Here is a 21,134-nt window from a genome sequence, read left to right on the forward strand (position 1 = left end):
GGGCGCCAACCAGACAGGGAACTACCTTAACTACCTGAAAAATGAAAAAGTTGGAATTCTGGTAAATCAGTCTTCAATCATGGGGAATGCGCGAGAAGTACCTGCTCTACCTTTGATACCACTTGAAATTCTCTCTTTTTGTCTGATTCGATATTTTCCCTACTTTTCGGCTGCAGCAGCCCATTTCTCAAAACCCCAAAACCGCCATGAAAGCTCTGATCGTCTGTACCAATCACGTTACATTTCCCAACAAGCCTAATAAAACAGGGCTTTGGTTGAGCGAGTTGACGCATTTTTGTGAGGTACTTGATAGACACCGGATCATGTATGATCTGGTCAGTCCGCTCGGTGGTGCCATTCCTATCGACGAGCGTAGCCTGGATCTGAAGGATGAGTCCAATGAGAAGTACTACGGAGACGAGGCTTTCAGGCAGCGGCTGGAAACTTCCCTGAAACCTTCCGATGTAGAAGCAAAAAACTACCGCCTGATTTATTTTGCGGGCGGCCACGGTACGATGTGGGATTTTCCTGACAATGCCGAATTGCAGGAACTCACCAAGGTTATTTACGAGAATTTCGGTACAGTGGCCGCCGTAGCCCACGGGGTTTCCGCCCTGCTTAATGTCCGGCTTTCGGAGGGAAGTCGATTGATCGACGACAAGTACCTGACGGCATTTTCCAATCTGGAAGAAACCTTATCAAGTATGGCAAGCGAGGTTCCTTTTTCTTTGGAAGACCAACTGCGTGAAAACGGCGCACACTTTACAAAAACCATGATTCCATTCACTCAGTACATTGAAATGGACGAGCGCCTTGTCACGGGCCAGAATCCTGCCTCAGCCAAAAAAATCGCCAAAAAACTGGTTGAGGAACTGATTGAAAAATAAGGGTAGCCAATAGCTGCATTCCCACCAACTCCGAATTGTTTCCCGATTTATTTTCACTCCATGCAACTTTCCGGGTGGGTTTCGCATCCATTAGGTGAGAAGGCAGCGCAGGCAGGGGCAAGATTAATCCGTTTATCCAATCTTTCGCCCACTTGTGTATTAAAAGGTTCTATGCAATGCATAGTACCTACCTTTGACCCATCGAAAACGCCACGAAACCCCGGTGCACACGAGGATTTTCGGGTGGGAACTTAAACTATCATTAGCCATGAAATTTTTTACCAAACTGGTAGCCCTGCTACTGGTATCAGCCCCATTATGGGCGCAAAATACGAACCGGGGCCTTGTGTCCGGCTCGGTGCTGGACGAAAAAAACGTCCCCTTTCCCTTTGTCAATGTACTCTTACTCAAAGCCAAAGACTCCACCCTTGCCAAAGGTATGACTTCCGATGCCGACGGAAAATTTGCCTTTGAGTCCATCGAAGCCGGCCGCTACCTGACACTTGTTTCGATGGTCGGATATCAGAAAGTTTACAGCCCAGTCTTTACGGTAGCTAATTCAGAAGTAAAACTTTCGCCCGTAAAACTGACCACCAGTGTAGAACTTCTTGATGAAGTGAGAGTGGTGGCCCAAAAGCCTTTCATCGAGCAACAGATTGATCGCACCGTCGTAAACGTTGAAAACAGCATTGTCTCAGCTGGGGCCACCGCTCTGGAAGTACTTGAACGAGCGCCTGGGGTAGTTGTAGATCAGCAGAACGATGCCCTGAAACTACGCGGCAAAGACGGTGTACTGGTGCAGATCGACGGCAAGCGAAGCTTTCTTTCCCAAACTGAACTGATGAATTTGCTGCGCAATACGCCCAGCGACAACATCGAGAAGATCGAGCTTATCACGAATCCTTCGGCCAAGTACGATGCAGCAGGAAATTCCGGCATCATCAATATCGTATTCAAGAAAAACAAAAATTACGGCACAAACGGCAACTTCACCGTTGGTGGGGGGTATATGCCCGATGGATCGGTAGGGCGCGGCAATGCATCGCTGGCTCTCAACCACCGACAGGGCAAAATAAATATCTTCGGTAACGGTAGTGTGTATTCCGGCGGCCATGTCAATACCAACGACATTTACCGCACCATACCTTTTGAGGGTGAGGTCACGATTTTCGACCAGAATAATAAGCGCCGCTCCAACTACCAGAATTACAGCATCCGGACTGGAATGGATTATAGCCTGACAGACAAAACCACGCTGGGGGTACTGGCTTCGGCATTTTTCAACGACTGGTCGCAGCCCGAGGGTATCAACAACAGCCGAATTCTGGACGGCGATTTTAATTTGATACGCTCATTTTTGACCCAGTCCACCAACGGCCAGAAAACAAATAACGTCACGACCAACCTGAACGTAAAGCATAAATTTGACGACAAAGGCAAGGAACTAACCTTTGACGCCGACTATGTGCATTATGGGGGTCAAAGTTTCAATAACCTCAACACCACCTATTTCAAGCCGGATGGAACGCTGGATGGCTCGCCGGACCTGGTCAGGAATGATATGCCTTCGACTATTAACATTGGGGTAGTGAAGCTGGATTACGTGCAGAAGCTGGGGAAGGGAAAATTTGAGACAGGCCTTAAAAGCAGCTACGTGAAGTCGGACAATGACCTGACTTTTGAAGTAAAACAAGATGTCTGGGTGATCGATCCGACGCGTACCAACCGATTCAAATACACCGAGAACATCAATGCGGTTTATGTGAACTACGGAGGCAAACTGAGCGAGAAAACGACCTATCAATTGGGATTTCGGGCCGAGCATACACACTCGATAGGCAACTCGGTAACGTTGAATGATGTACGTGACCGCAACTACCTGAATCTTTTTCCGAGCGTGTTTCTTTCCCAGCAACTGGACAGCAGCAACGTGCTGAACTTTTCCTACAGCCGCCGCATCGACCGTCCCGACTACCAGTCATTGAACCCTTTCGAGTTTTACCTCGATCCCTATACGTTTGAGCGCGGGAATCCCAATCTGCGGCCGCAGTACACCCACGCTTTGCAAGTAACGCACGTCTATAAGTCATTTATTAACACCAGCATTTCGTACAGCCGCATTAACGACCTGATCGCCCGCGAAGTACCACGCCAGATCCCGTCAGAAAATAAAACATTTGTCACCACCGAGAACCTCGACACCCAGGACAACGTCAACCTCACCGTTTCGCTGCCCATTCCGATTGCCAAATGGTGGACTTTGCAAGCTAACCTCACCGGATCGTACAATCGTTACAAGACCTTTTATGGCGATGCGCTGTATGACGTCAACCAGTTGAACTACAATATCTACGCGAGCAACCAATTTAAGATGAAAAACAATTGGTCAGCCGAACTCTCCGGTTGGTACAACAGTCCGAGTGTGTACGGATTCTTTGTTTCCAATCCACAAGGCATGATCAACCTGGGCTTGCAAAAAAGTGTCTGGGAGAAAAAAGGCACCTTCCGCCTGAACGTGAGTGACATTTTCTGGATGAATAAATTTAGCGGAAGGGCACAATTCCAGGATATCGACCTCAGGGTCCGCTCTACCTGGCCAAGCCGCCAGATACGGTTGACATTTACCTACAACTTTGGCAATCAAAATGTGAAAGGCGCCCGCCAAAGAAACACCGGAGCGGATGACCTACAACAGAGGGTCAAATCGAATTAAAAGAAGTTGCGCCCCGAGGCGCGAAAAGCACTAATCCTCATACGATTAGTTTAGGTTAAGAATATGGAAATCCGCCCCTTGTTGAGGGACGGATTTTTTGTTATGAAAATGCTCGCGATTCGGTAGTTAAGGTTTTAACCAAATCCATGGATCAACTCAATCGCTACTTATTGCTTCAAAGTTACCTTCAAATCCAGCTGAACATCGTCTGACATTCCCAGGGTATTGCCCCCGAAGTTCCAATCGGTGCGATCCAGTTTTACCGACCCCTCCAATAGTGCCTTAGATCCGAATGACTGGAAAGTGAATGGAATTTTGAGCGATCTCGTTACGTTTTTCAGCGTAAAATCAAAAGTACCCAGAAAGCCCGAACCTGTCTTCTCTATCTTGGTTGATTTCAGGCTGATACGAGGGTACTTGCTGGCCTGAAAAAAATCTTCCTTTTCGCGGAGATGGCCATCCCTCAATGAGTTGCCGGTATCCACGGTAGCCGCCTCTACGCTTCCTGAAATATGGGACTGACCAGGATTGGCAGGGTCAAAGGTGATGTTCCCTTTGAACCCTGTAAAAGTACCTGCCACTTTTACGCCAAACATTTTTGCCGTGAAGGCAGTGCGGGCCGCTGTTGGTGTCCAGGACTGTGCAAACGAAAACGATGAAAAAGCCATGGCTCCCAACAAGAAAAATATGCGCATGATTTGGGTTGAATTTTGTTTAGTCTTTCTTAGTACGAAGCAGGTGCTTCCGCAGGTTGCGTTGGCCTACTGAGCATGGCCTTTTCTCCGATACCGGAAAACAATTTTCTGCAATCGTGGGTATTATTCAGAGATTTTCTGAATGCTACTTACCAGATTATACTTTCGAAGATATGATATCGCGCGTTGCCATTACTGTAAAAGACCTGGCTCGTTCCGTTGAGTTTTACAGTAAGGTGCTGAATTTTACGCACGTTGGAAGTTACGCTATTAAAAGTCCGGCGGCAAACCGGCTGTTTGGCATGGTCAACGAGGGGCAAAAGCTCAGCGTGGAATTTGCCGTGATGTCGCTGGGCGACGAAATCATTGAGTTGATGGAATTTCAGGCATCTGCAACTACCGGAGAGATTCCATCTGATTCGGCAAGCAATGACCTGTGGTTTCAGCATTTGGCCATTGTGGTGGCTGATATGGAAACTGCGTGGGAGCATTTAAAAATGTTCGATATCGAAAACATCTCGCCCACGCCACAAACTCTGCCTAGCTACCTGGATGCTGCTGGAATATCTGCCTATTATTTTAAAGATCCCGATGGTCATGTATTGGAATTGATTCATTTTCCCACCGGCAAGGGTGCCTCAAAATGGCATGGTGCCAAGGAGGGTTTATTTCTTGGAATCGATCATACCGCCATTGTAGTGCGGAATACTGCCGATGGGGTTCCCTTTTATCAGAATCTGGGATTTGCTGCCGAATCTCAGACAGAAAACTACGGGCCGCAACAGGAAATGCTGAATCAGGTCAAAGGGGCACGGCAATTGATAACCAGGCTGGCATCCGGCCAGGGGATGGGCGTGGAGTTTTTGGATTTTATAAACCCAGATACTGGAAGGCCATTCCCCAAAAGTACCCATCCGCACGATTTGATTCATTGGCACACAGTCATCGAGGTTGACGAATTGCGGGCGATAGTCGAGCGGATTGGAGAAAAAGGGTACGAGGTAGTATCGACAGAAATTGCCGCATTTTCAGACTGGAAAGGAGATCGTTATCGTGGATTCATCGCCAGGGACATGGATGGTCACGCGGCGATGATTTGCGAAAAATTAACTCCCGGTTTTTAAGCATTTAAAACTTCACACATCGCACTTTATGGTCAGGTTTAGCTGATCGGCAAACCTGCTGCTATATTCACTGAATAACACCAAAGATTTGAACCACAAATTTGACATCATCATTATTGGAACCGGCGCCGGAGGAGGTGCGGTGCTGGACACTTTAAAACACTCTGGCAAACGAATATTGGTACTTGAACGCGGAACTTTCATGCTGCGTGAGAAAGAAAACTGGGACGCAGTAGAAGTTTTTCAAAAGGGCCGTTACCACAACGCGGAGGATTTTTACGACGACAAGGGCGAGAAATTTCAACCCGAAATGGGGTATTGGGTAGGCGGAAATACGAAAGTATACGGAGCAGCCATGTTCCGGCTGCGGGAGCAGGATTTCAAGCGGACGCAGCACTCGGGCGGAGTTTCGCCCGAGTGGCCTCTGACGTATGCCGATTTTGAGCCATACTACACCAAAGCCGAAAAGCTCTTTAATGTGCACGGCCAGAGAGGCCTTGATCCGACGGAGCCATACATGAGTGAAGATTATCCAAATCCGCCCATCAGCCATGAGCCCGTCATACAGGATTTATACGAAAGAATGAAGGCGCTTGGGTATCAGCCTTCCTACCTGCCCATGGGGTTGCGGTTGAATGAGGCCAACCGACTGAATAGCGAGTGTATCCGCTGTGATACCTGTGACGGTTTCCCCTGCCTCATTCACGCCAAGGCCGACGCCGATATCAACTGCGTGCGACCCGCAATGGGCAGGGCGCAGGTAACACTCCTGACAAACGCCCAGGCTACGCGATTGATTACAAGTGCGTCAGGGAACGAAATCAAGTCGGTGGAAGTGGAAGTAAATGGGGTGAAGCAGGAATTTTCGGCTGACGTGGTTGTGGTGGCCTGCGGCGCTATCAACAGCTCGCTGCTATTTTTGCAATCTGCCAACGACAAACACCCGAACGGATTGGCTAACCAGTCGGATCAGCTTGGCCGAAATTTCATGAAGCACCAGAATGCTGCCATCATGGCCTTGAGCCGTCACGAAAACCCCACGGTATTTCAGAAAACAATGGCCGTTGCGGATTTTTATTTTGGCGATAAAGAGTACGAGTATCCGATGGGACACGTGCAGCTCATGGGCAAATCCAACAAACACATGCTGGCAGCGGATGCTCCCAAACTTGCTCCCGGTTTTGTGCTGGAAGAAATTGCCGGTCATACCATCGATTGGTGGCTTACCAGCGAGGATTTACCCGATCCAAATAACCGGATCGAGCTGAAAAAAGGAAAAAAGATAATCAACTACACCCCCAATAATGAAGAGGCGTTCCAGCGCCTGCAAAGCAGGTGGAAAGCGGTACTTCAGGAATGCGAAGTTTGCGATACCATACTGGACCATCAATTCTATCTGGGTAAAACGATTCCGCTGGCTGGGGTTGCACACCAAAACGGAACGATGCGGTTTGGCCCGGACCCCAAAACTTCGGTGCTCGATCTGAACTGTAAGACCCACGAAATCGATAATCTGTACGTGGTCGACGGCAGCTTCTTCGTGTCGTGTGGCGCCGTGAACCCGTCGCTCACGATTATCGCTAACGCCATTCGCGTCGGTGAGCACATTATCGATCGAATGAGCTAGTAAATGAGGCAATACCTCACTACTTTATAAATTAGATTGTCTGTTTCTTATCGCGAGCCTTAATCAAACCAAATAGTCCAAATAGATAAGGAGATGCCGGAGAGCGGCAGTAGGAGAACCTGCTGCCGCTCTTTTGTTTCCCTAGCAATCAATAGATAACTCGTAACTAAAGCTTGAAACATGAGTGTTCGCTATTTTTTCAATCTAGTGGTGATTTGCCTCACCACCCTATATGGCAGATCAGAAGCTGCGGAAAACCCGCAGCCGAACATTATTTTCATTATGGCTGATGATTTGGGGTACGGGGACCTTGGCTGTTATGGACAGGAGAGGATAAAAACCCCCAGAATCGACCAACTGGCGAAAGAGGGTATGCGGTTCACCGATTTTTACGCTGGTGCTACGGTGTGTGCGCCTTCACGTTGCTCCCTTCTTACAGGAAAGCATAATGGGAATGCGTACGTACGGGGAAATTATGAGGTGGGTCATTGGGACTCCTACCTTGGACAACTACCTATTCCCGAGGACGAAACGACTATTTTTGAAATTCTGAAACGGCAAGGGTATGCCACTTCGGTATACGGCAAGTGGGCCATGGGCAGGGCGGAGTCTTCCGGAGCTCCCGACCGCCACGGAGTCGATGATTTCTTCGGCTACAATTGCCAACGCCATGCCCATAGCTACTATCCTTATTATCTGGAAGGAAATTTCGGCCAGAAATTCTGGCAGCAAGGCAATACCCGACAACCTGGTGGAAAAACTTACTCCCATGACGTACTTGCAGAGAAAGCACTCGACTTCATAAAAGCCAACAAAGACACTACCTTTTTCATGTACGTCCCTTTCACCATACCACACGGACCTTTTGAAGTACCTGACCTGGGTATTTATGAAAATGAAAACTGGGACGAAAAACTGAAAACGCAGGCCGCCATGATTAGCCGTATGGATAAGGATGTGGGCCGTATCATGGACCTGTTGAAGGAGCTTGGTATCGATGATAACACTTTGGTTTTCTTCACAAGCGATAACGGAGCCCACGGCAGTGGCGGAACGCTTGAATTTTTTAAAGCATCCGGACCCCTGCGCGGTAAAAAGCGAGATTTGTACGAGGGAGGGATCAGGACACCCATGATCGCGCGCTGGCCGGGTAAAATCAAACCCGGATCTGTTTCCCATTTTGTCGGTGCATTCTGGGACGTTATGCCCACGTTAGCCGAAATTTCGGATACCAAAGCGCCGGGCGAAATTGACGGCATCTCATTCCTGCCGGAATTGCTTGGAAAAGCGCAACCGGCTCATCACTACCTGTATTGGGAATTTTATGAAATGGATGGCAGGCAGGCTCTTCGGAAAGGCAAATGGAAAGCCGTCCGGCTGAATCTGCACAAGAACTTTCACGGCTCGCCCGTCGAGCTGTATAATTTAGAGGAGGATATTGCCGAGAGCAATAATGTCGCGGAAAAGTACCCCGAAATTGCTCAGGACTTACTGGGCTTGATGCAGGCCTGTCATAGCCCATCGGACCATTTTAAATTTAAAAGTCAGTAGGGTAGGGTAGTTTATCCATCCGGTAACGCCTGGTCTGAGAACCACTGGTTTGTGCGTTCATGTTTTTTTGGAAGGAAGTTTGGAGCAAACTTTGACCACTACCAGATCATAAAACAGGCAGCATTTCGAAAAATGCTGCCTGTTTTATGGGAAATAAATTAACCTGTTCACGGGAGTCCCTAATTAAACAAGCCTGCCTAGACTATATCCCGAGCGATTTATGCTTCGAGTGCAGCTACTCCTGGAAGTACCTTCCCTTCCATGTATTCCAGCAAAGCACCGCCGCCTGTCGATACATAACTCACACGGTCGCCATAACCCGCATTGTTTACGGCTGAGGCCGAGTCGCCACCACCAATAAGCGAGAAGGCATCGTTTTCCTCCGTGGCTTTAACCACAGCTTTGGCAATTGCATTGGTACCTTTGGCAAAGTTCGAGAACTCGAAAACCCCCATTGGTCCGTTCCACAGCACGGTTTTGGATTTGCTGATAATATCGGCAAAAAGCTCACGGGTTTCGGGCCCAATGTCCAGTCCCTGCCAGTCGTCAGGAATCTGTCCGGCTTTTACGGTTTTCCGCTCTGCATCGTTACTGAAATCATCGGCAATGACGGTATCAACGGGCAGAACCAAATTCACCCCGTTTTTCTTGGCTTTTTCCATTAGTTCCAGCGTAAGGTCCTGCTTGTCGGCTTCCAGCAGCGACTGACCGATGTTGCCACCTTTGGCTTTGGAGAATGTGTAGGACATGCCCCCCCCGATGATAAGGTTATCTACCCGGTCGATCAGTTTCTCGATAATGAGGATTTTATCGGAGATTTTGGCACCACCCATAATGGCCGTGAAAGGTCGCTCCGAGTTTTCGAGCAGGCGTTGTGCGTTGTCCAGTTCGGCTTGCATCACGTACCCGCAGACTTTATCTTTAAAGAACTTGCCTATGACTGCTGTTGAGGCGTGAGCGCGGTGGGCCGTACCGAAAGCGTCCATCACCCATACGTCACCCAGTTTTGCCAGTTTTTGGGCAAAGGCTTCGTCGCCTTTTTCTTCCTCCTTATGGAAACGCAGATTTTCCAGTAACAGAATCTCGCCTGGCTTGAGATCCGCCGCCATTTCGGTAGCCTGATCCCCTACGGCGTTATCGGCGAATTTTACAGTACGGCCAAAAACAAGGGAAAGCGGATTCACCAGGTGTCTCAGGGAATATTTTTCGGTTGGCCCGTCTTTGGGTCGCCCCAGGTGCGACATCAAAATGCAGGAGCCGCCGCTGTTAAGGATCTTCTCGATAGTCGGTACGGTGGCTTTGATGCGGGTATCGTCGGTGATTTCAAACTTATCGTTGAGAGGCACGTTGAAGTCAACGCGAACCAGGGCTTTTTTACCCGAAAAATCGTAGCTGTCCAGTGTTTTCATAAGGGAGTTTGGGTTAATTTATACCAATAACAAATGTAGAGTTATTCTTGATAAAATGCTAGAATACCGCTATAAATCAGGCATTTGTAATTGGTAAAGTGCAATTATTAAGTTTTATTTTTCTATTAGCATGGTTATTTTCTATCACAGGTCAATTCTATGAAGATGGCATCCCGTTCATTTTCGGGGGACCATTCCATGTGTCATTTTGTTAAGTACTATCCATACCGTATTTCACCATTTGCTGATTCGTTCACTTCATTTTGGAAACGCCACCCGACCTTCCCCCTAAATACTACCTTGACAACTACCGGTTTGTGTTGGAATTTGTCAAGAAACTTTACGATGCCATCCTAATCGATTCGGAACGTCAATTTCTGGATGCATTCGATAGGCTCTCGGAAGATGCCCAATGCCTGTTTGTACGATTCACCAACCGACGGGGCTCCTTTTTTAAAGTCAACGCGCTTTCCTATGCCGAGTTAACCGATATTCCGGCCGCCCTGACCGAACTGATCGAATCCGGATTTATCGAGGGCTTGGGGGAAAACCATGCCGCCCGTACGGACGAAGTGGTCGATCTCTTTACCAAACCAGAATTACTGCTATTGACCCAAGCCCTCGATCCGGCAGTGCCTCCCGCCAGAAGCATCCGCAAACCGGACCTGGTCCGCTGGCTGATGCATGAATATGAGCCCAAAGAATTGATCGAGGGCCTCGATGCTCTGGAACCGGTTGTTAAGGTTTGTTACGAAGTGGAAGCCATGATGATGCGCTTCCTGTTTTTTGGGAATCGCCACAATGATATGTCCGAGTTCGTTATCCGCGACCTGGGCCACGTCCAATACCAGTCCTTTCAGGAGGATAATTTTTCGGTTCGTTTCGAGACGCGGAAAGACGTGGAAGACAAGTTGATGATTTCGCTTACGGGCGAAACTTTCCATGAGCTGAAGGATGAACTACCTCCCGAAGAGATATACGACTGGTTCATGAACTGGCAGGGTGGGCTGGTGGGGGAACTGAGCGCGGTGGCTGAACCTTCGTACCGACGACTTGTCCTGCGGGTAGGCGCTTGGCTCGAACGCAAAAAAATGCCTGAACAGGCCTTGGCGGTGTACCAGCTTACCGACCACGCCCCCTCCCGTGAGCGGCGGGCCCGGCTGCTGCAGCGGGTTGGCGATGTGGAAGAGGCACTGGCCCTGTGTGAAGACATGATTGCTCACCCCCAGAATGCCGACGAACGATTTTTTGGCCTTGATTATCGTGAAAAAATCAAGAACAAAAAGAAAAGGGTAGTGCGCCGTACGACCAAGGCATTGAAGGATGCCGATGCTGTCCCCGTGCCTATTTCGTTTCGGTACCGGGTGGAGTTGGGAGTGATGGAGTACTTTAGGGAACTAGGTTATGAGGCCGCGTTCAGTGAAAATGAGCCCTGGCGGGCCTTGTTCGGACTGGTTTTCTGGGATATTATCTACGATACCAACGTCCGGGCCATTCATCATCCATTGCAGCGTGTACCGTCTGACTTTTTTCTTCCGGACTTTTACATAAAAAGAGAGTCCTTGTTGAAAAACAGATTATCGGAATTGACTGACCGGGAATCTTATAGTACGCTGGTGAAAGAAACGTACATCGAAAAATTTGGTACAGCCAACGTGCTGGTGGCCTGGTTCGAGGGGCAGCTTGAACTCGTGCTACGTTTAATTCGGTACCTTGAGCCAGCTCAGCTTGGTGCGATCCTGTTGGAAATGGCTAAACACCTTCGTGAAAACACCCGGGGATTTCCCGACCTGTTGATCTGGAAGGATGATGAATACGATATAGTGGAAGTAAAGTCCCCAACCGACCATCTTTCGTCGCAGCAGCTGCACTGGCAACACTTTTTCGAGAATATCGGCGTTAATAGCCGGGTACTTCGGGTTGAATGGACGATGGAAGAGGATGAGGAAAATATTTCTGAGAATAACCCGTAAATTCATCCACTTTCATACTTTTGCCAGTGTGAAAAAGAATTTGTCAAAATATTAAATCAATAGAATCCAAAAAGATGAAAAAGAAAATTGGAATGTTCTTCGGAGCTGCCTTTGCCTTAGTGACCAGCATTGATACTGCCAACGCACAGGTGAAAGTACCTGAGAATATCACAGCATTGATGAACAAGTACACGTGTAGCGCGTGTCACCGCGTGGACGCCCGCCTGGTGGGGCCTGCCTATACTGACGTTTCCAAGAAAAAATATACTGATGCTAAAATCGTGGAATTGATATACAAGCCGGTTCCCGAAAACTGGCCCGGCTACCCGCCGATGGCTCCTATGACCCAGGTGCCAAAGGAAGATGCACTGGTGCTGGCGAAGTACATCAATTCTTTGGACGCAAAAGCCAAGAAGTAGTAATTCGGGTCCAGGTACCTGAAACTTGTAGCGCAGGGCTCGCAATTTAGGCGGGTTCTGCGCTTTTATTTTGCCTGTGATTCAGAAGTTGTATGGCACTGTTATCCAAAACGGTTGCCGTTGCTTAAGGTACTAAGTTCTGGTCATATTGGCCCTCCGTTAAAGACAATTCAAATTTTTCCGCCAGGTTTTTATTCCCGAATACAGAAAGCCCCTGATTTTCAAACACGATTTTACTCCCCCGGTAGTTTTTATTGAAGACATACAGTGTGTTACGGTTTCTTATCATAGAAAACAGGATCTTTTTGCGGCCATTCAAATTGAAGCGATAAACATTCATAACTCTGTTTGCATCAGCCAATTCGACCAGGTAATGCGAGCGTAAATTGATCCCGTTGGAATTCTGGGCAAAATCAAATTGCCTTCTGCCAGACTGGAGTAGGAAGCGGCCGTCTCCCAGGTTGATTATCTCTTTCTTAACTTTTCGTTTGTTCCGGCAAGCAAGCGAGGAATCATGCCGGACGATCACATACTTCAAGTTGTTTCCATTCATATAGGAAACACTGTCGGATGGACCCGCCAGGTGATGTAAGTACCGGGAGCGTCGATTCTCCGAATTGGCTCTGAACAGGGTGTCATTCTCGAAGGTATAGGTCCTGATGCCCTGGTTAGCCTGTGGATTCTTTATATTTTTCAAGGAGTAATAATCTGCTCCTGCAAAGTCAAGCAAATTGTCAACCCTGAGCGAAAAGTTTTCATTTAAGTCGTAAAAAAGACCATTTCCCAGGTCGAATCCCAAAGGGTCGTTCGGGACAGGAGACGTTTGTGTTGTGTTGTTCGCGTACGTAGTTGTCGTTTGCCGGTGTGCGTCAATCCTCAGGTTATTTGGTTCGAGACTGGGGTCTAATCGCAATGGTTCAAAGGCAATCCGATCCAACGATTTGATTTCCTTTATATCCAAAGTAGAACAGGATGATGCGGCAACGGCAAGCAAAACGATCAGAAGCAGTGTGGAACTTTTGTTGGTCATAATCAGGGTAGTTTGACTTTCAATTAAATCACTGTAAGGTAATTAATCTCATCCGAACATTCAATACAGGTACTTTTTGTCCAAATCTTTCTCCAAGTCGACCACAATATTCTAATGGTGATTGATAGCTTTCACAATGTATGTCAGCACACATTGTCCTTTCCTTTCATAAACCAACTGAACAAAAAAACGACTTTCAGAATAAAGATAATGAACTGTTATTGATCTTAACATACCTGCCGGTTGACTGGTGAGCGGGAAATATGATTTAAGGGTAGGGAACATCGACAATTCGAAATAAAAAAGCTGCTCACGAATTTGTGAGCAGCTTTTTATTTCTCAATAATCGCAACTAATCAAATCAGTACCCTGGGTTCTGTGTCTTCAAATTCGGATTGTTGAGCATCTCCTGCCGGGGTAGGGGTAGCAACAGATGCTTCTCCTGCAAAGCCTGGTTGGAACTGGGGTTGATGTGGCCCACAAAGCTGTCGAAGCCATTGGTCTTTTCGTTGTATACCTTCCGCAAACGGACCATGTCGAACCAGGTGATCTGCTCGTAGGCGAGTTCGTGCCAGCGCTCACGCCAGACGGCTTCGCGGAAACTTGCCTGGGAGAATGTACCAAGGGCGGGGGTGGTCAGGGTAGCCCGGTCACGAATCCGCTTCAAGGCGTCGTAAGCAGCTTGGGTGGGCGCACCAAGTTCGTTTTGTGCTTCAGCGTAGGTCAAAAGTACCTGAGCATAACGGATTTGGGGTACGTTTAAGTTATTCTGGCGAGTGCCAGCTACGCCCGCTTTGCCCGCCGAAGTTTGGTTAAAATGCTTGAACACATATGGCGCGCCCAGATCGAAGGGGGCTCCACTACCGTTGGTAAAGTAGCTCGTGTAAAAGTACCCCTCCTGATTTTTCGCCCGCAGGTCGCCTTTTTCGTACGAATTATAAAAAGTCGTCGTAGGCACCGAACTTCCCGTTCCGCCCGGTCCGTTGAACGTAACGGGCTTGAAGTTGGGGTAGAAGTTATCCATTGGGTTGCCAGCCACTAAAGTGTTGTACTGGATCATGAAGATATGTTCTAGCCGGTTTTCGGTGGTTTCGCTGTGTACATCGTAGTAGTTCGTGAACAAATTGATCACCGCTGGATTCGCGTTGGCGTACGTAATCACTTCCAGCGCTTTATCGGCGGCTAACTTGTAGTGCGACGCTCCTTTATTGAGCGGAAAACCAGCCATAGTCAAATAAACCTCAGCCAGTTGTGCTTTCACCGCCGCTTTATTGACCCGACCCGTTACGTCCATCCAGGCTAGTCCCGCATTCTCGGCCGCAGTAAGATCTTCGACAATCAGCTTGTACACATCTTCTTTGGATGCCCGTGAGGGCAGAAAATTTTCTGATGAAGCCGATTGTGGGGCAGTAATCAGTGGAACATCGCCCCAAAGCCGAACTGCTGTGAAATAAGCAGAGGCCCGCAGAAAACGCGCTTCACCCAGAATTTTGGTTTTCTGTGCTTCGGGCATGGGCGTAATGCTAGGTACTTTATCGAGTACCTGGTTGGCGTTGGCAATCACCCGGTAAAGCCCATTCCAGTAGTTGGTCACATGGATGGTATTAGCGTCGAGTGACAGACTGTACAGGTTATTGAGGTCGGAGTTCTGCGCCGTTTCCGTGGTGGAGGTACCGGTCATGGCTTCCAGCAATTGCCAGTTGCTGGAAAAAATCCCGGCACCACCGCCCATGAATCGCAGATCGGCGTACACGGCCGCCAGCGCTGCTTCTGCGTGGTCGGGAATAGTATAAAAGTTATCGGGAGTCAGGTTGGAAGGAGCCTGTTCGTCCAGGAAGTCGGTGCACCCCATCGGTCCGGTCAGGACAATGCCGCAAAGCAGTGCCCGGCCAAGGTGTTTTAAATAGGTATGTCTCATAATTGAAATCAATGTGTTAAGTACGATTAAAGATTACAGGCTCAGTTGAATGCCGAACAGATAGGTCGTCGGCTTTGGGTAGTTGTGCCAGATCATACCCTGCGAGAAAGCACTGTTGCCACCGCCCTGGTTGGTGGGTGTCACTTCCGGGTCACCCACAATCGGGTCCTCTACCAGCAGGAAGAAGTTTTGGGCCGAGACATAAATCCGCAGCCGGTTCATTTTCAATCGATTGGTCAACTCGGTAGGGAATGTATAGCCAAATAGGGCATTTCTACCGCGCAGGAATGAGCCGTTTTTGATCCATTGCGTGTCGACATTCGTAACATAACCCGCACGGGTTTCGCGAATCTCGGCTATTTGTGTGTCCTGGTTAGTAGGTGTCCAGGCATCGAGCACGGAGGTATAGCTGTTTGCCAGGGCCTGCCGATCTTCGCTGGGGTGCAGGTTCATCAGCATCACCTGATTGCCATACATAAACTGTAGCTCGAGCGTGGCGTCGAAATTTCCGAATTTCAGGCTGTTGTTCAGGGCACCCCAGCCCTTCGGACTGCCGTTTCCGATGATGCTGCGGTCAGCATCGGTGATCGCGTAGTCGCCGTTCACATCCAGGTACTTGATATCGCCAGGCAAGATGGTCAGGCCGTTCCGGTAGCTTGTGAACTTTGCCGCTTCCTCGCGCTCCGCCTCGCTCCAGACACCCAGGCGCGTCAGCCCCCAGAAAGAACCCACTGGCTCGCCTACCCGGATAATGTTGGTCGGGTTAGTAAAGTTTGGACCACCCACGTTGAAAATATCGGACGGCGTAGCCAATGACAGTACTTTGTTGCGGTTCAGCGAGAGGTTAAAGTTGGTACTCCAGGTAAAATTCGGGCGGTTGATATTTATAGTGTTCAGCCCAAACTCAAATCCTTTGTTTTCCATTGACCCCACATTCCGACGAATGGTGGCGTATCCGCTCGACTGCGGTACGGGAGCATCCAGAAGCATGTCAGTGGTCAGGCGGTAGTAATAATCTGCTTCGATGGATATCCGGCCCTTAAACAGGCCTAACTCCAAACCGACGTCTGTTTGCGCGGTTTTTTCCCAACGAAGGTCAGGGTTGGCCAATCGGTTGATGCCCGTTCCACTTACGCGGATATCGTTGTAAATCGTGGCATAGGTGGAACTCAATAAGGACAGCGAAGAGTACGATGGAATTTCGGAGTTGCCGGTCAGGCCGTAGCTGCTACGAATTTTCAGATTCGAGATGACGGGATTGTCGGCTAGGAAGGATTCCTCCGAAACGCGCCAGGCCACTGCAGCCGAGGGAAAAAACGCGAACTTGTTGTTCTCACCGAATTTACTCGAGCCATCGGCCCGACCCGTTGCCGTAAACAGATAACGGTTTTTGTAGCCATAGTTAACACGCCCAAAGTACGAGTTGAACGCAAATCGGAACGCGTTGGAACCCACACCGGGGTTGGTAGCTCCGGCACCGAGGTTATTAAAGCCGAAGTAGTCGGTAGCGAAGTTGTTGATGTTGGCATTGATCGAAAATACGTTGGTTTCCTGCCACGATATACCAAGCAATCCGTCAAACGAATGGTCCGGCCCAAACTGCTTGTTATAACTCAGCAAGTTCTCAAACGACCAGAATGTCTCCTTTCGATTACTCACCCCGGCATCTCCGTTGCCGCCAATGTTGAGCGTGCGCGTAGTGGATCGATTAATCTCTTGCGTTTGAATATTGGTACCCAAAATACTCTTGAACTGGAGGCCAGGTGCCAGAGTGAGCGTAGCGGCCAAACTACCCAGGGTAGTTTGAGTGTTTTGGATGTACTTCCGACCTTCTAACTGGTGCAATGCGTTAAAAGTACCCTCTGCGTTCGGATAGTCGCGGTTGTTGGCGTAGGTGCCGTCAGGAAACTTGGCCGGCATGAACGGGAAGTCTTCCACCATCCGGCGGGCAACCTGATCGTTCTGATCGACAATGTTCTCCGCCTGATTGTTGTAGCTTAACGTACCGCTTAATTTCAGCCATTTCTTCACCTGGTCGTCAATCGTGAACCGGCCTGAATACCGTTTCATATAGGAGGTCTTGAAAAGCCCCTGATCATCACGATAGCCCACTGAAAGTGAGTACTGTGTGCGCTCGCTGCCCCCACTGAAACCTAACTGATGGTTCTGTGAAAGTTTGTTCTGGGTAATGTCTTTCATGCGGTCAGCGTCATACAACGGATTTCCCTGCGCATCGAACAGGCGTGGGTCAATCCGCTTTTTGGCTGGGTCCAGGTTGGCGTACTTACCGGAGGCCCAGCCGACCGGATCGTACTTCTGGATGTTCTGGTACGACAAATCCTCTACGGCCAGATACTCTTTAGCGTTTAATACCCGTGGCCGGTTGGGGCCTATGGTGTTGACGCTGAACTGACTGTCGTAAGTTACCCGGCTCTCGCCCGCTTTCCCTTTCCGGGTGGTCACCAGAATAACACCATTGGCACCCCTTGCGCCGTAAATAGCCGTTGACGAAGCGTCTTTCAGGACTTCTACGGACACAATGTCATTGGGATTGATAAAATCGATGGCATTGCTGAACTGGTCGCCCGTACTCTGCGGTAGAAATACACCATCTACGACATAAAGGGGGTTGTTGGAGGAGTTGATCGAGCTGAATCCGCGAATCCTCACCGTAGTGCGGCCACCGGGGCGCCCCGAGTTGGTGTTGACCTGGACGCCTGGCATTCTACCGGACATCATTTGGTTGAGTGAGGGGGCGGGGCGTTCTTGCAGTTCAGCCTCTTTCACCGAACCAACCGCACCTGTCAGATCCGACTTTTTGGCCGTACCATACCCAATCACGACGACCTCGCTGAGTACTTTGGTGTCAGCTTCCATTGCCAGGTCAATGGTAGTGCGGTTTCCGACCTGCACTTCCTGACTCAGGTACCCCACAAAGCTGAAAACGATAACGGCTGCATTATCGGTTACAGTCATGGTGTAGTTTCCCTGTTCATTCGTGGTCGTACCCTGGCTTGTGCCTTTCACTACTACGTTGACACCAGGAAGGCCCTGGCCAGTGGCTGAGTCAGTCACCTTTCCCTGAATCGTTTTTTCAGCGAGTATAGTGTTTTCGCTCAAATTAGGCATTGGGTTTACCATGTGGGCTTCTGCGTCAGGACTACCCATGGTCACTCCCATTAATAACATGAATGCGGTGGGAGTCAGCATGCCAACTCTGAGAGTTGGACGCTTACCCGGCGGGGGAGAATTGTGTTTCATAGAAATTGAAGTTAGGTGATAATTAAAGGTAGGATTTTTACTAAGTATTTAATTTTAAGTGTTTTAATGACATTTGTCTTAGTGATTTAGCGCTATGGTTTAGAGTAAATAGTATACTAAATGCAGGACCTTGAAATTATACTCTTATTGGGATCTTATTTTATTGTAAATTTTTTAATAATACCTTAATAATTAAAACGCATTAGAGGAAGGAGGTGTCCGGCAGGCCTTCAAATGAATAATTTGCCGACGATTTTTGAAGGATATCATCTTTGAGGATTTCGTGACTTGGCCTTGCTGTTTCAGGGCTTGGAAAAATGAGAAAAAACAGCAAAAAAAAGCGGCTCACGGAATTTTCCGTGAGCCGCGAATGCGGTTACTCGCCATATACTACGTCGTTCGTAAGAACAGGCGTAACATAAAAGTGTGGTTTATCCTGTTACTGGATCCCTACCAATTCCAACTCGAAAGTAAGATCCTGGCCGGCCAGAGGGTGATTGGCATCTAACAAAACATGGTTCTCAGCTACTTCTTTTACCACAACGGGAACGACCTGTCCATTGCCTTCCTGGTGCATATTCAGCGTTACGCCCGGTTCCAGTGGAATGTCGGATGGGATTTGGGCGCGGTCGAAATTTATCACCAGGTCCTCATTTACCGGACCGTATGCTTCCGCGCTGGGGATATTGATGGTTTTCTTTTCACCTACTTCCATGCCCGTTACTCCGTCGTCAAACCCTTTAATGACCTGACCGGTACCCAATTGGAAAGAAAGCGGATCACGCCCGGCCGAAGAATCGAACAATTGTCCGTCGGTCAGAGTGCCTTTATAATGTACTTGTACGGTGTCTCCGGATTTTGCCTTACTCATCTTGAAATGTTTTTTGAATAAAATAAAACTGAGAAGTTGAAACAGAGGCTCTCCCTAAAATCGTTCATTTTGCCATTAATAGGCCCGGGCGAAGACGACCCTGCGCGATGAAGGTTTGCCAGAATAAATGCATGTACCTTCTTCCTCGGGCGCATCAAGTGGAATGCAGCGGATCGTTGCCTTGGTTTCTTCTTTGATCTTATCCTCCGTTTCTGCGGTGCCATCCCAGTGAGCGTATATAAAACCTCCCTTTTCGTCCAGGGTAGTTTTGAATTCCTCGTAGCTATCAGCCCGGAAAGAATTAGCCTCGCGATAAGCAAGCGCTTTATTGAAAATCGATTGCTGGATTTCTTCAAGCAAATTCGCGATGTGATCCACGATGCCATCGAAGGGAAGGGTTTCCTTAGTTTTAGTGTCTCGACGAGCCACCTCCACGGTACCGTTTTCAAAATCCCGCATGCCCATTGCCAGACGAACCGGAACACCGCGAAGCTCGTACTCGGCGAATTTATACCCTGGTTTGTAAGCATCGCTGTCATCAAATTTGACACTGATGCCCTTCTTTCTTAACTCTTTCACCAGACCATTAACGCGATCAGAAATCTTGGCGAGTTGCTCTTCATCGCGGTAAATAGGCACAATCACCACCTGAATCGGAGCCAGTTTGGGGGGCAAAACCAGACCGCTGTCGTCAGAATGAGCCATGATGAGTGCACCCATGAGCCTTGTACTGGTTCCCCAGGATGTCCCCCAAACATATTCAAGTCCTCCTTCCTTATCCTGAAACTTTACGTCGAATGCTTTGGCAAAATTCTGACCCAGAAAATGTGACGTGCCAGCTTGCAGGGCTTTATTGTCCTGCATGAGGGCTTCGATACAATAAGTCTCCACCGCGCCGGCAAAACGCTCGTTAGGCGTTTTGATTCCGCGCAACACGGGTAAGGCCATCCACTCCTCGGCGAAAGTAGCGTACACATCCAGCATCTGCTCTGTCTCGGCGATCGCCTCTGCCTGAGTCGCATGAGCCGTATGGCCTTCCTGCCAGAGGAACTCGGAGGTACGAAGAAAGATACGGGTCCGCATTTCCCACCTCACTACGTTGGCCCATTGGTTGATCAGGAGCGGGAGATCGCGGTAAGATTGAATCCAGTTTTTATAGGTACTCCAAATCACAGTTTCGGAGGTGGGTCTGACAATCAGTTCCTCTTCGAGTTTGGCATCCGGGTCAACGATTACTCCGCCACCGTTTGGATCATTCTTCAAACGATAGTGGGTCACTACGGCACACTCCTTGGCAAAGCCTTCCACATGATCAGCTTCTTTGCTTAGGAAAGACTTTGGTATGAAAAGGGGAAAATAGGCGTTGGAGTGTCCCGTGTCTTTGAACATATCGTCCAGGGCCCGCTGCATTTTTTCCCAAATTGAGAAACCGTACGGCTTGATGACCATGCAGCCCCTCACGGGAGAATTTTCGGCTAAATCAGCCCTTTTGACCAATTCATTGTACCATTCGGAGTAGTTTTCGCTACGGGTGGGTAATCCTTTGCTCATTGTACTTTTTAATTAAACTAAACAGGTGACTTATTGTCAGGTAATTGTCGAATTTGAGGTTGCAAAGATAGTTTTTTATGCTATATTTGTATTCAACCAAGCCAA

The 21,134-nt window shown here is 48.7% G+C and carries 14 protein-coding genes; 7 read left to right on the top strand and 7 right to left on the bottom strand.

Translation table 11 applies throughout. From position 1 onward, the window contains the following. The first annotated feature begins 206 nt into the window (after positions 1-206). The gene (locus tag IE117_RS19330; protein WP_189566213.1) at positions 207-887 is read left to right on the top strand and encodes a type 1 glutamine amidotransferase domain-containing protein; all 681 of its coding nucleotides are present in this window, start codon (positions 207-209) and stop codon (positions 885-887) included. Positions 888-1,155: 268 nt separating this feature from the next. Then, the gene (locus tag IE117_RS19335; protein ID WP_189566215.1) at positions 1,156-3,600 is read left to right on the top strand and encodes a TonB-dependent receptor; all 2,445 of its coding nucleotides are present in this window, start codon (positions 1,156-1,158) and stop codon (positions 3,598-3,600) included. Between the two features lie 167 nt (positions 3,601-3,767). Here the strand turns inward: IE117_RS19335 and IE117_RS19340 are convergent, their stop codons facing one another. Beyond that, complete coding sequence (locus IE117_RS19340; protein WP_189566217.1) at positions 3,768-4,295, bottom strand: YceI family protein; 528 nt, start codon at positions 4,293-4,295, stop codon at positions 3,768-3,770. 173 nt (positions 4,296-4,468) lie between these two features. On the opposite strand from IE117_RS19340, the gene IE117_RS19345 reads away from it, so the two are divergent. The 3 genes from IE117_RS19345 (at position 4,469) to IE117_RS19355 (ending at position 8,597) form a co-directional block, all read left to right on the top strand. Next, positions 4,469-5,419: a VOC family protein gene (locus tag IE117_RS19345; RefSeq protein WP_189566219.1), complete on the top strand. Its 951-nt coding sequence runs from the start codon at positions 4,469-4,471 to the stop codon at positions 5,417-5,419. A gap of 88 nt (positions 5,420-5,507) precedes the next feature. Then, on the top strand, positions 5,508-7,046 hold the full coding sequence (locus IE117_RS19350) for a GMC oxidoreductase (protein ID WP_189566221.1): 1,539 nt from the start codon (positions 5,508-5,510) through the stop codon (positions 7,044-7,046). Between the two features lie 180 nt (positions 7,047-7,226). Continuing rightward, positions 7,227-8,597, top strand: a complete 1,371-nt coding sequence (locus IE117_RS19355) for an arylsulfatase (protein WP_189566223.1) — start codon at positions 7,227-7,229, stop codon at positions 8,595-8,597. A 218-nt stretch (positions 8,598-8,815) separates the two neighbouring features. Here the strand turns inward: IE117_RS19355 and IE117_RS19360 are convergent, their stop codons facing one another. After that, a complete protein-coding gene (locus IE117_RS19360) occupies positions 8,816-10,006 on the bottom strand; it encodes a phosphoglycerate kinase (protein ID WP_189566225.1) in 1,191 nt (396 codons plus the stop codon). A 263-nt stretch (positions 10,007-10,269) separates the two neighbouring features. On the opposite strand from IE117_RS19360, the gene IE117_RS19365 reads away from it, so the two are divergent. Beyond that, a complete protein-coding gene (locus IE117_RS19365) occupies positions 10,270-11,979 on the top strand; it encodes a VRR-NUC domain-containing protein (protein ID WP_229581168.1) in 1,710 nt (569 codons plus the stop codon). Positions 11,980-12,053: 74 nt separating this feature from the next. Next, positions 12,054-12,398 (top strand): c-type cytochrome, encoded by a 345-nt coding sequence (locus tag IE117_RS19370; protein WP_189566226.1) that lies wholly within the window; start codon positions 12,054-12,056, stop codon positions 12,396-12,398. A 124-nt stretch (positions 12,399-12,522) separates the two neighbouring features. On the opposite strand, the gene IE117_RS19375 is transcribed toward IE117_RS19370, so the two are convergent. The 5 genes from IE117_RS19375 to proS all read right to left on the bottom strand — a co-directional run bounded on the left by IE117_RS19375 (position 12,523) and on the right by proS (position 21,029). After that, entirely contained in the window at positions 12,523-13,428 is a 906-nt protein-coding gene (locus IE117_RS19375) for a hypothetical protein (protein WP_189566228.1), read from the bottom strand. A 361-nt stretch (positions 13,429-13,789) separates the two neighbouring features. Further along, positions 13,790-15,346 carry a RagB/SusD family nutrient uptake outer membrane protein gene (locus IE117_RS19380; RefSeq protein WP_189566230.1) on the bottom strand — a complete coding sequence of 519 codons (1,557 nt, stop codon included), beginning with the start codon at positions 15,344-15,346 and terminating at the stop codon, positions 13,790-13,792. Between the two features lie 33 nt (positions 15,347-15,379). Continuing rightward, positions 15,380-18,487 carry a SusC/RagA family TonB-linked outer membrane protein gene (locus tag IE117_RS19385; protein WP_374757975.1) on the bottom strand — a complete coding sequence of 1,036 codons (3,108 nt, stop codon included), beginning with the start codon at positions 18,485-18,487 and terminating at the stop codon, positions 15,380-15,382. Between the two features lie 559 nt (positions 18,488-19,046). Then, positions 19,047-19,478 carry an FKBP-type peptidyl-prolyl cis-trans isomerase gene (locus tag IE117_RS19390; protein ID WP_189566232.1) on the bottom strand — a complete coding sequence of 144 codons (432 nt, stop codon included), beginning with the start codon at positions 19,476-19,478 and terminating at the stop codon, positions 19,047-19,049. A gap of 75 nt (positions 19,479-19,553) precedes the next feature. Further along, complete coding sequence (proS, locus tag IE117_RS19395; protein ID WP_189566234.1) at positions 19,554-21,029, bottom strand: proline--tRNA ligase; 1,476 nt, start codon at positions 21,027-21,029, stop codon at positions 19,554-19,556. Positions 21,030-21,134 lie beyond the last annotated feature (105 nt).

Origin of the sequence: Persicitalea jodogahamensis (genome assembly GCF_014651615.1) — a bacterium.
Classification (GTDB): Bacteria; Bacteroidota; Bacteroidia; order Cytophagales; family Spirosomataceae; genus Persicitalea; species Persicitalea jodogahamensis.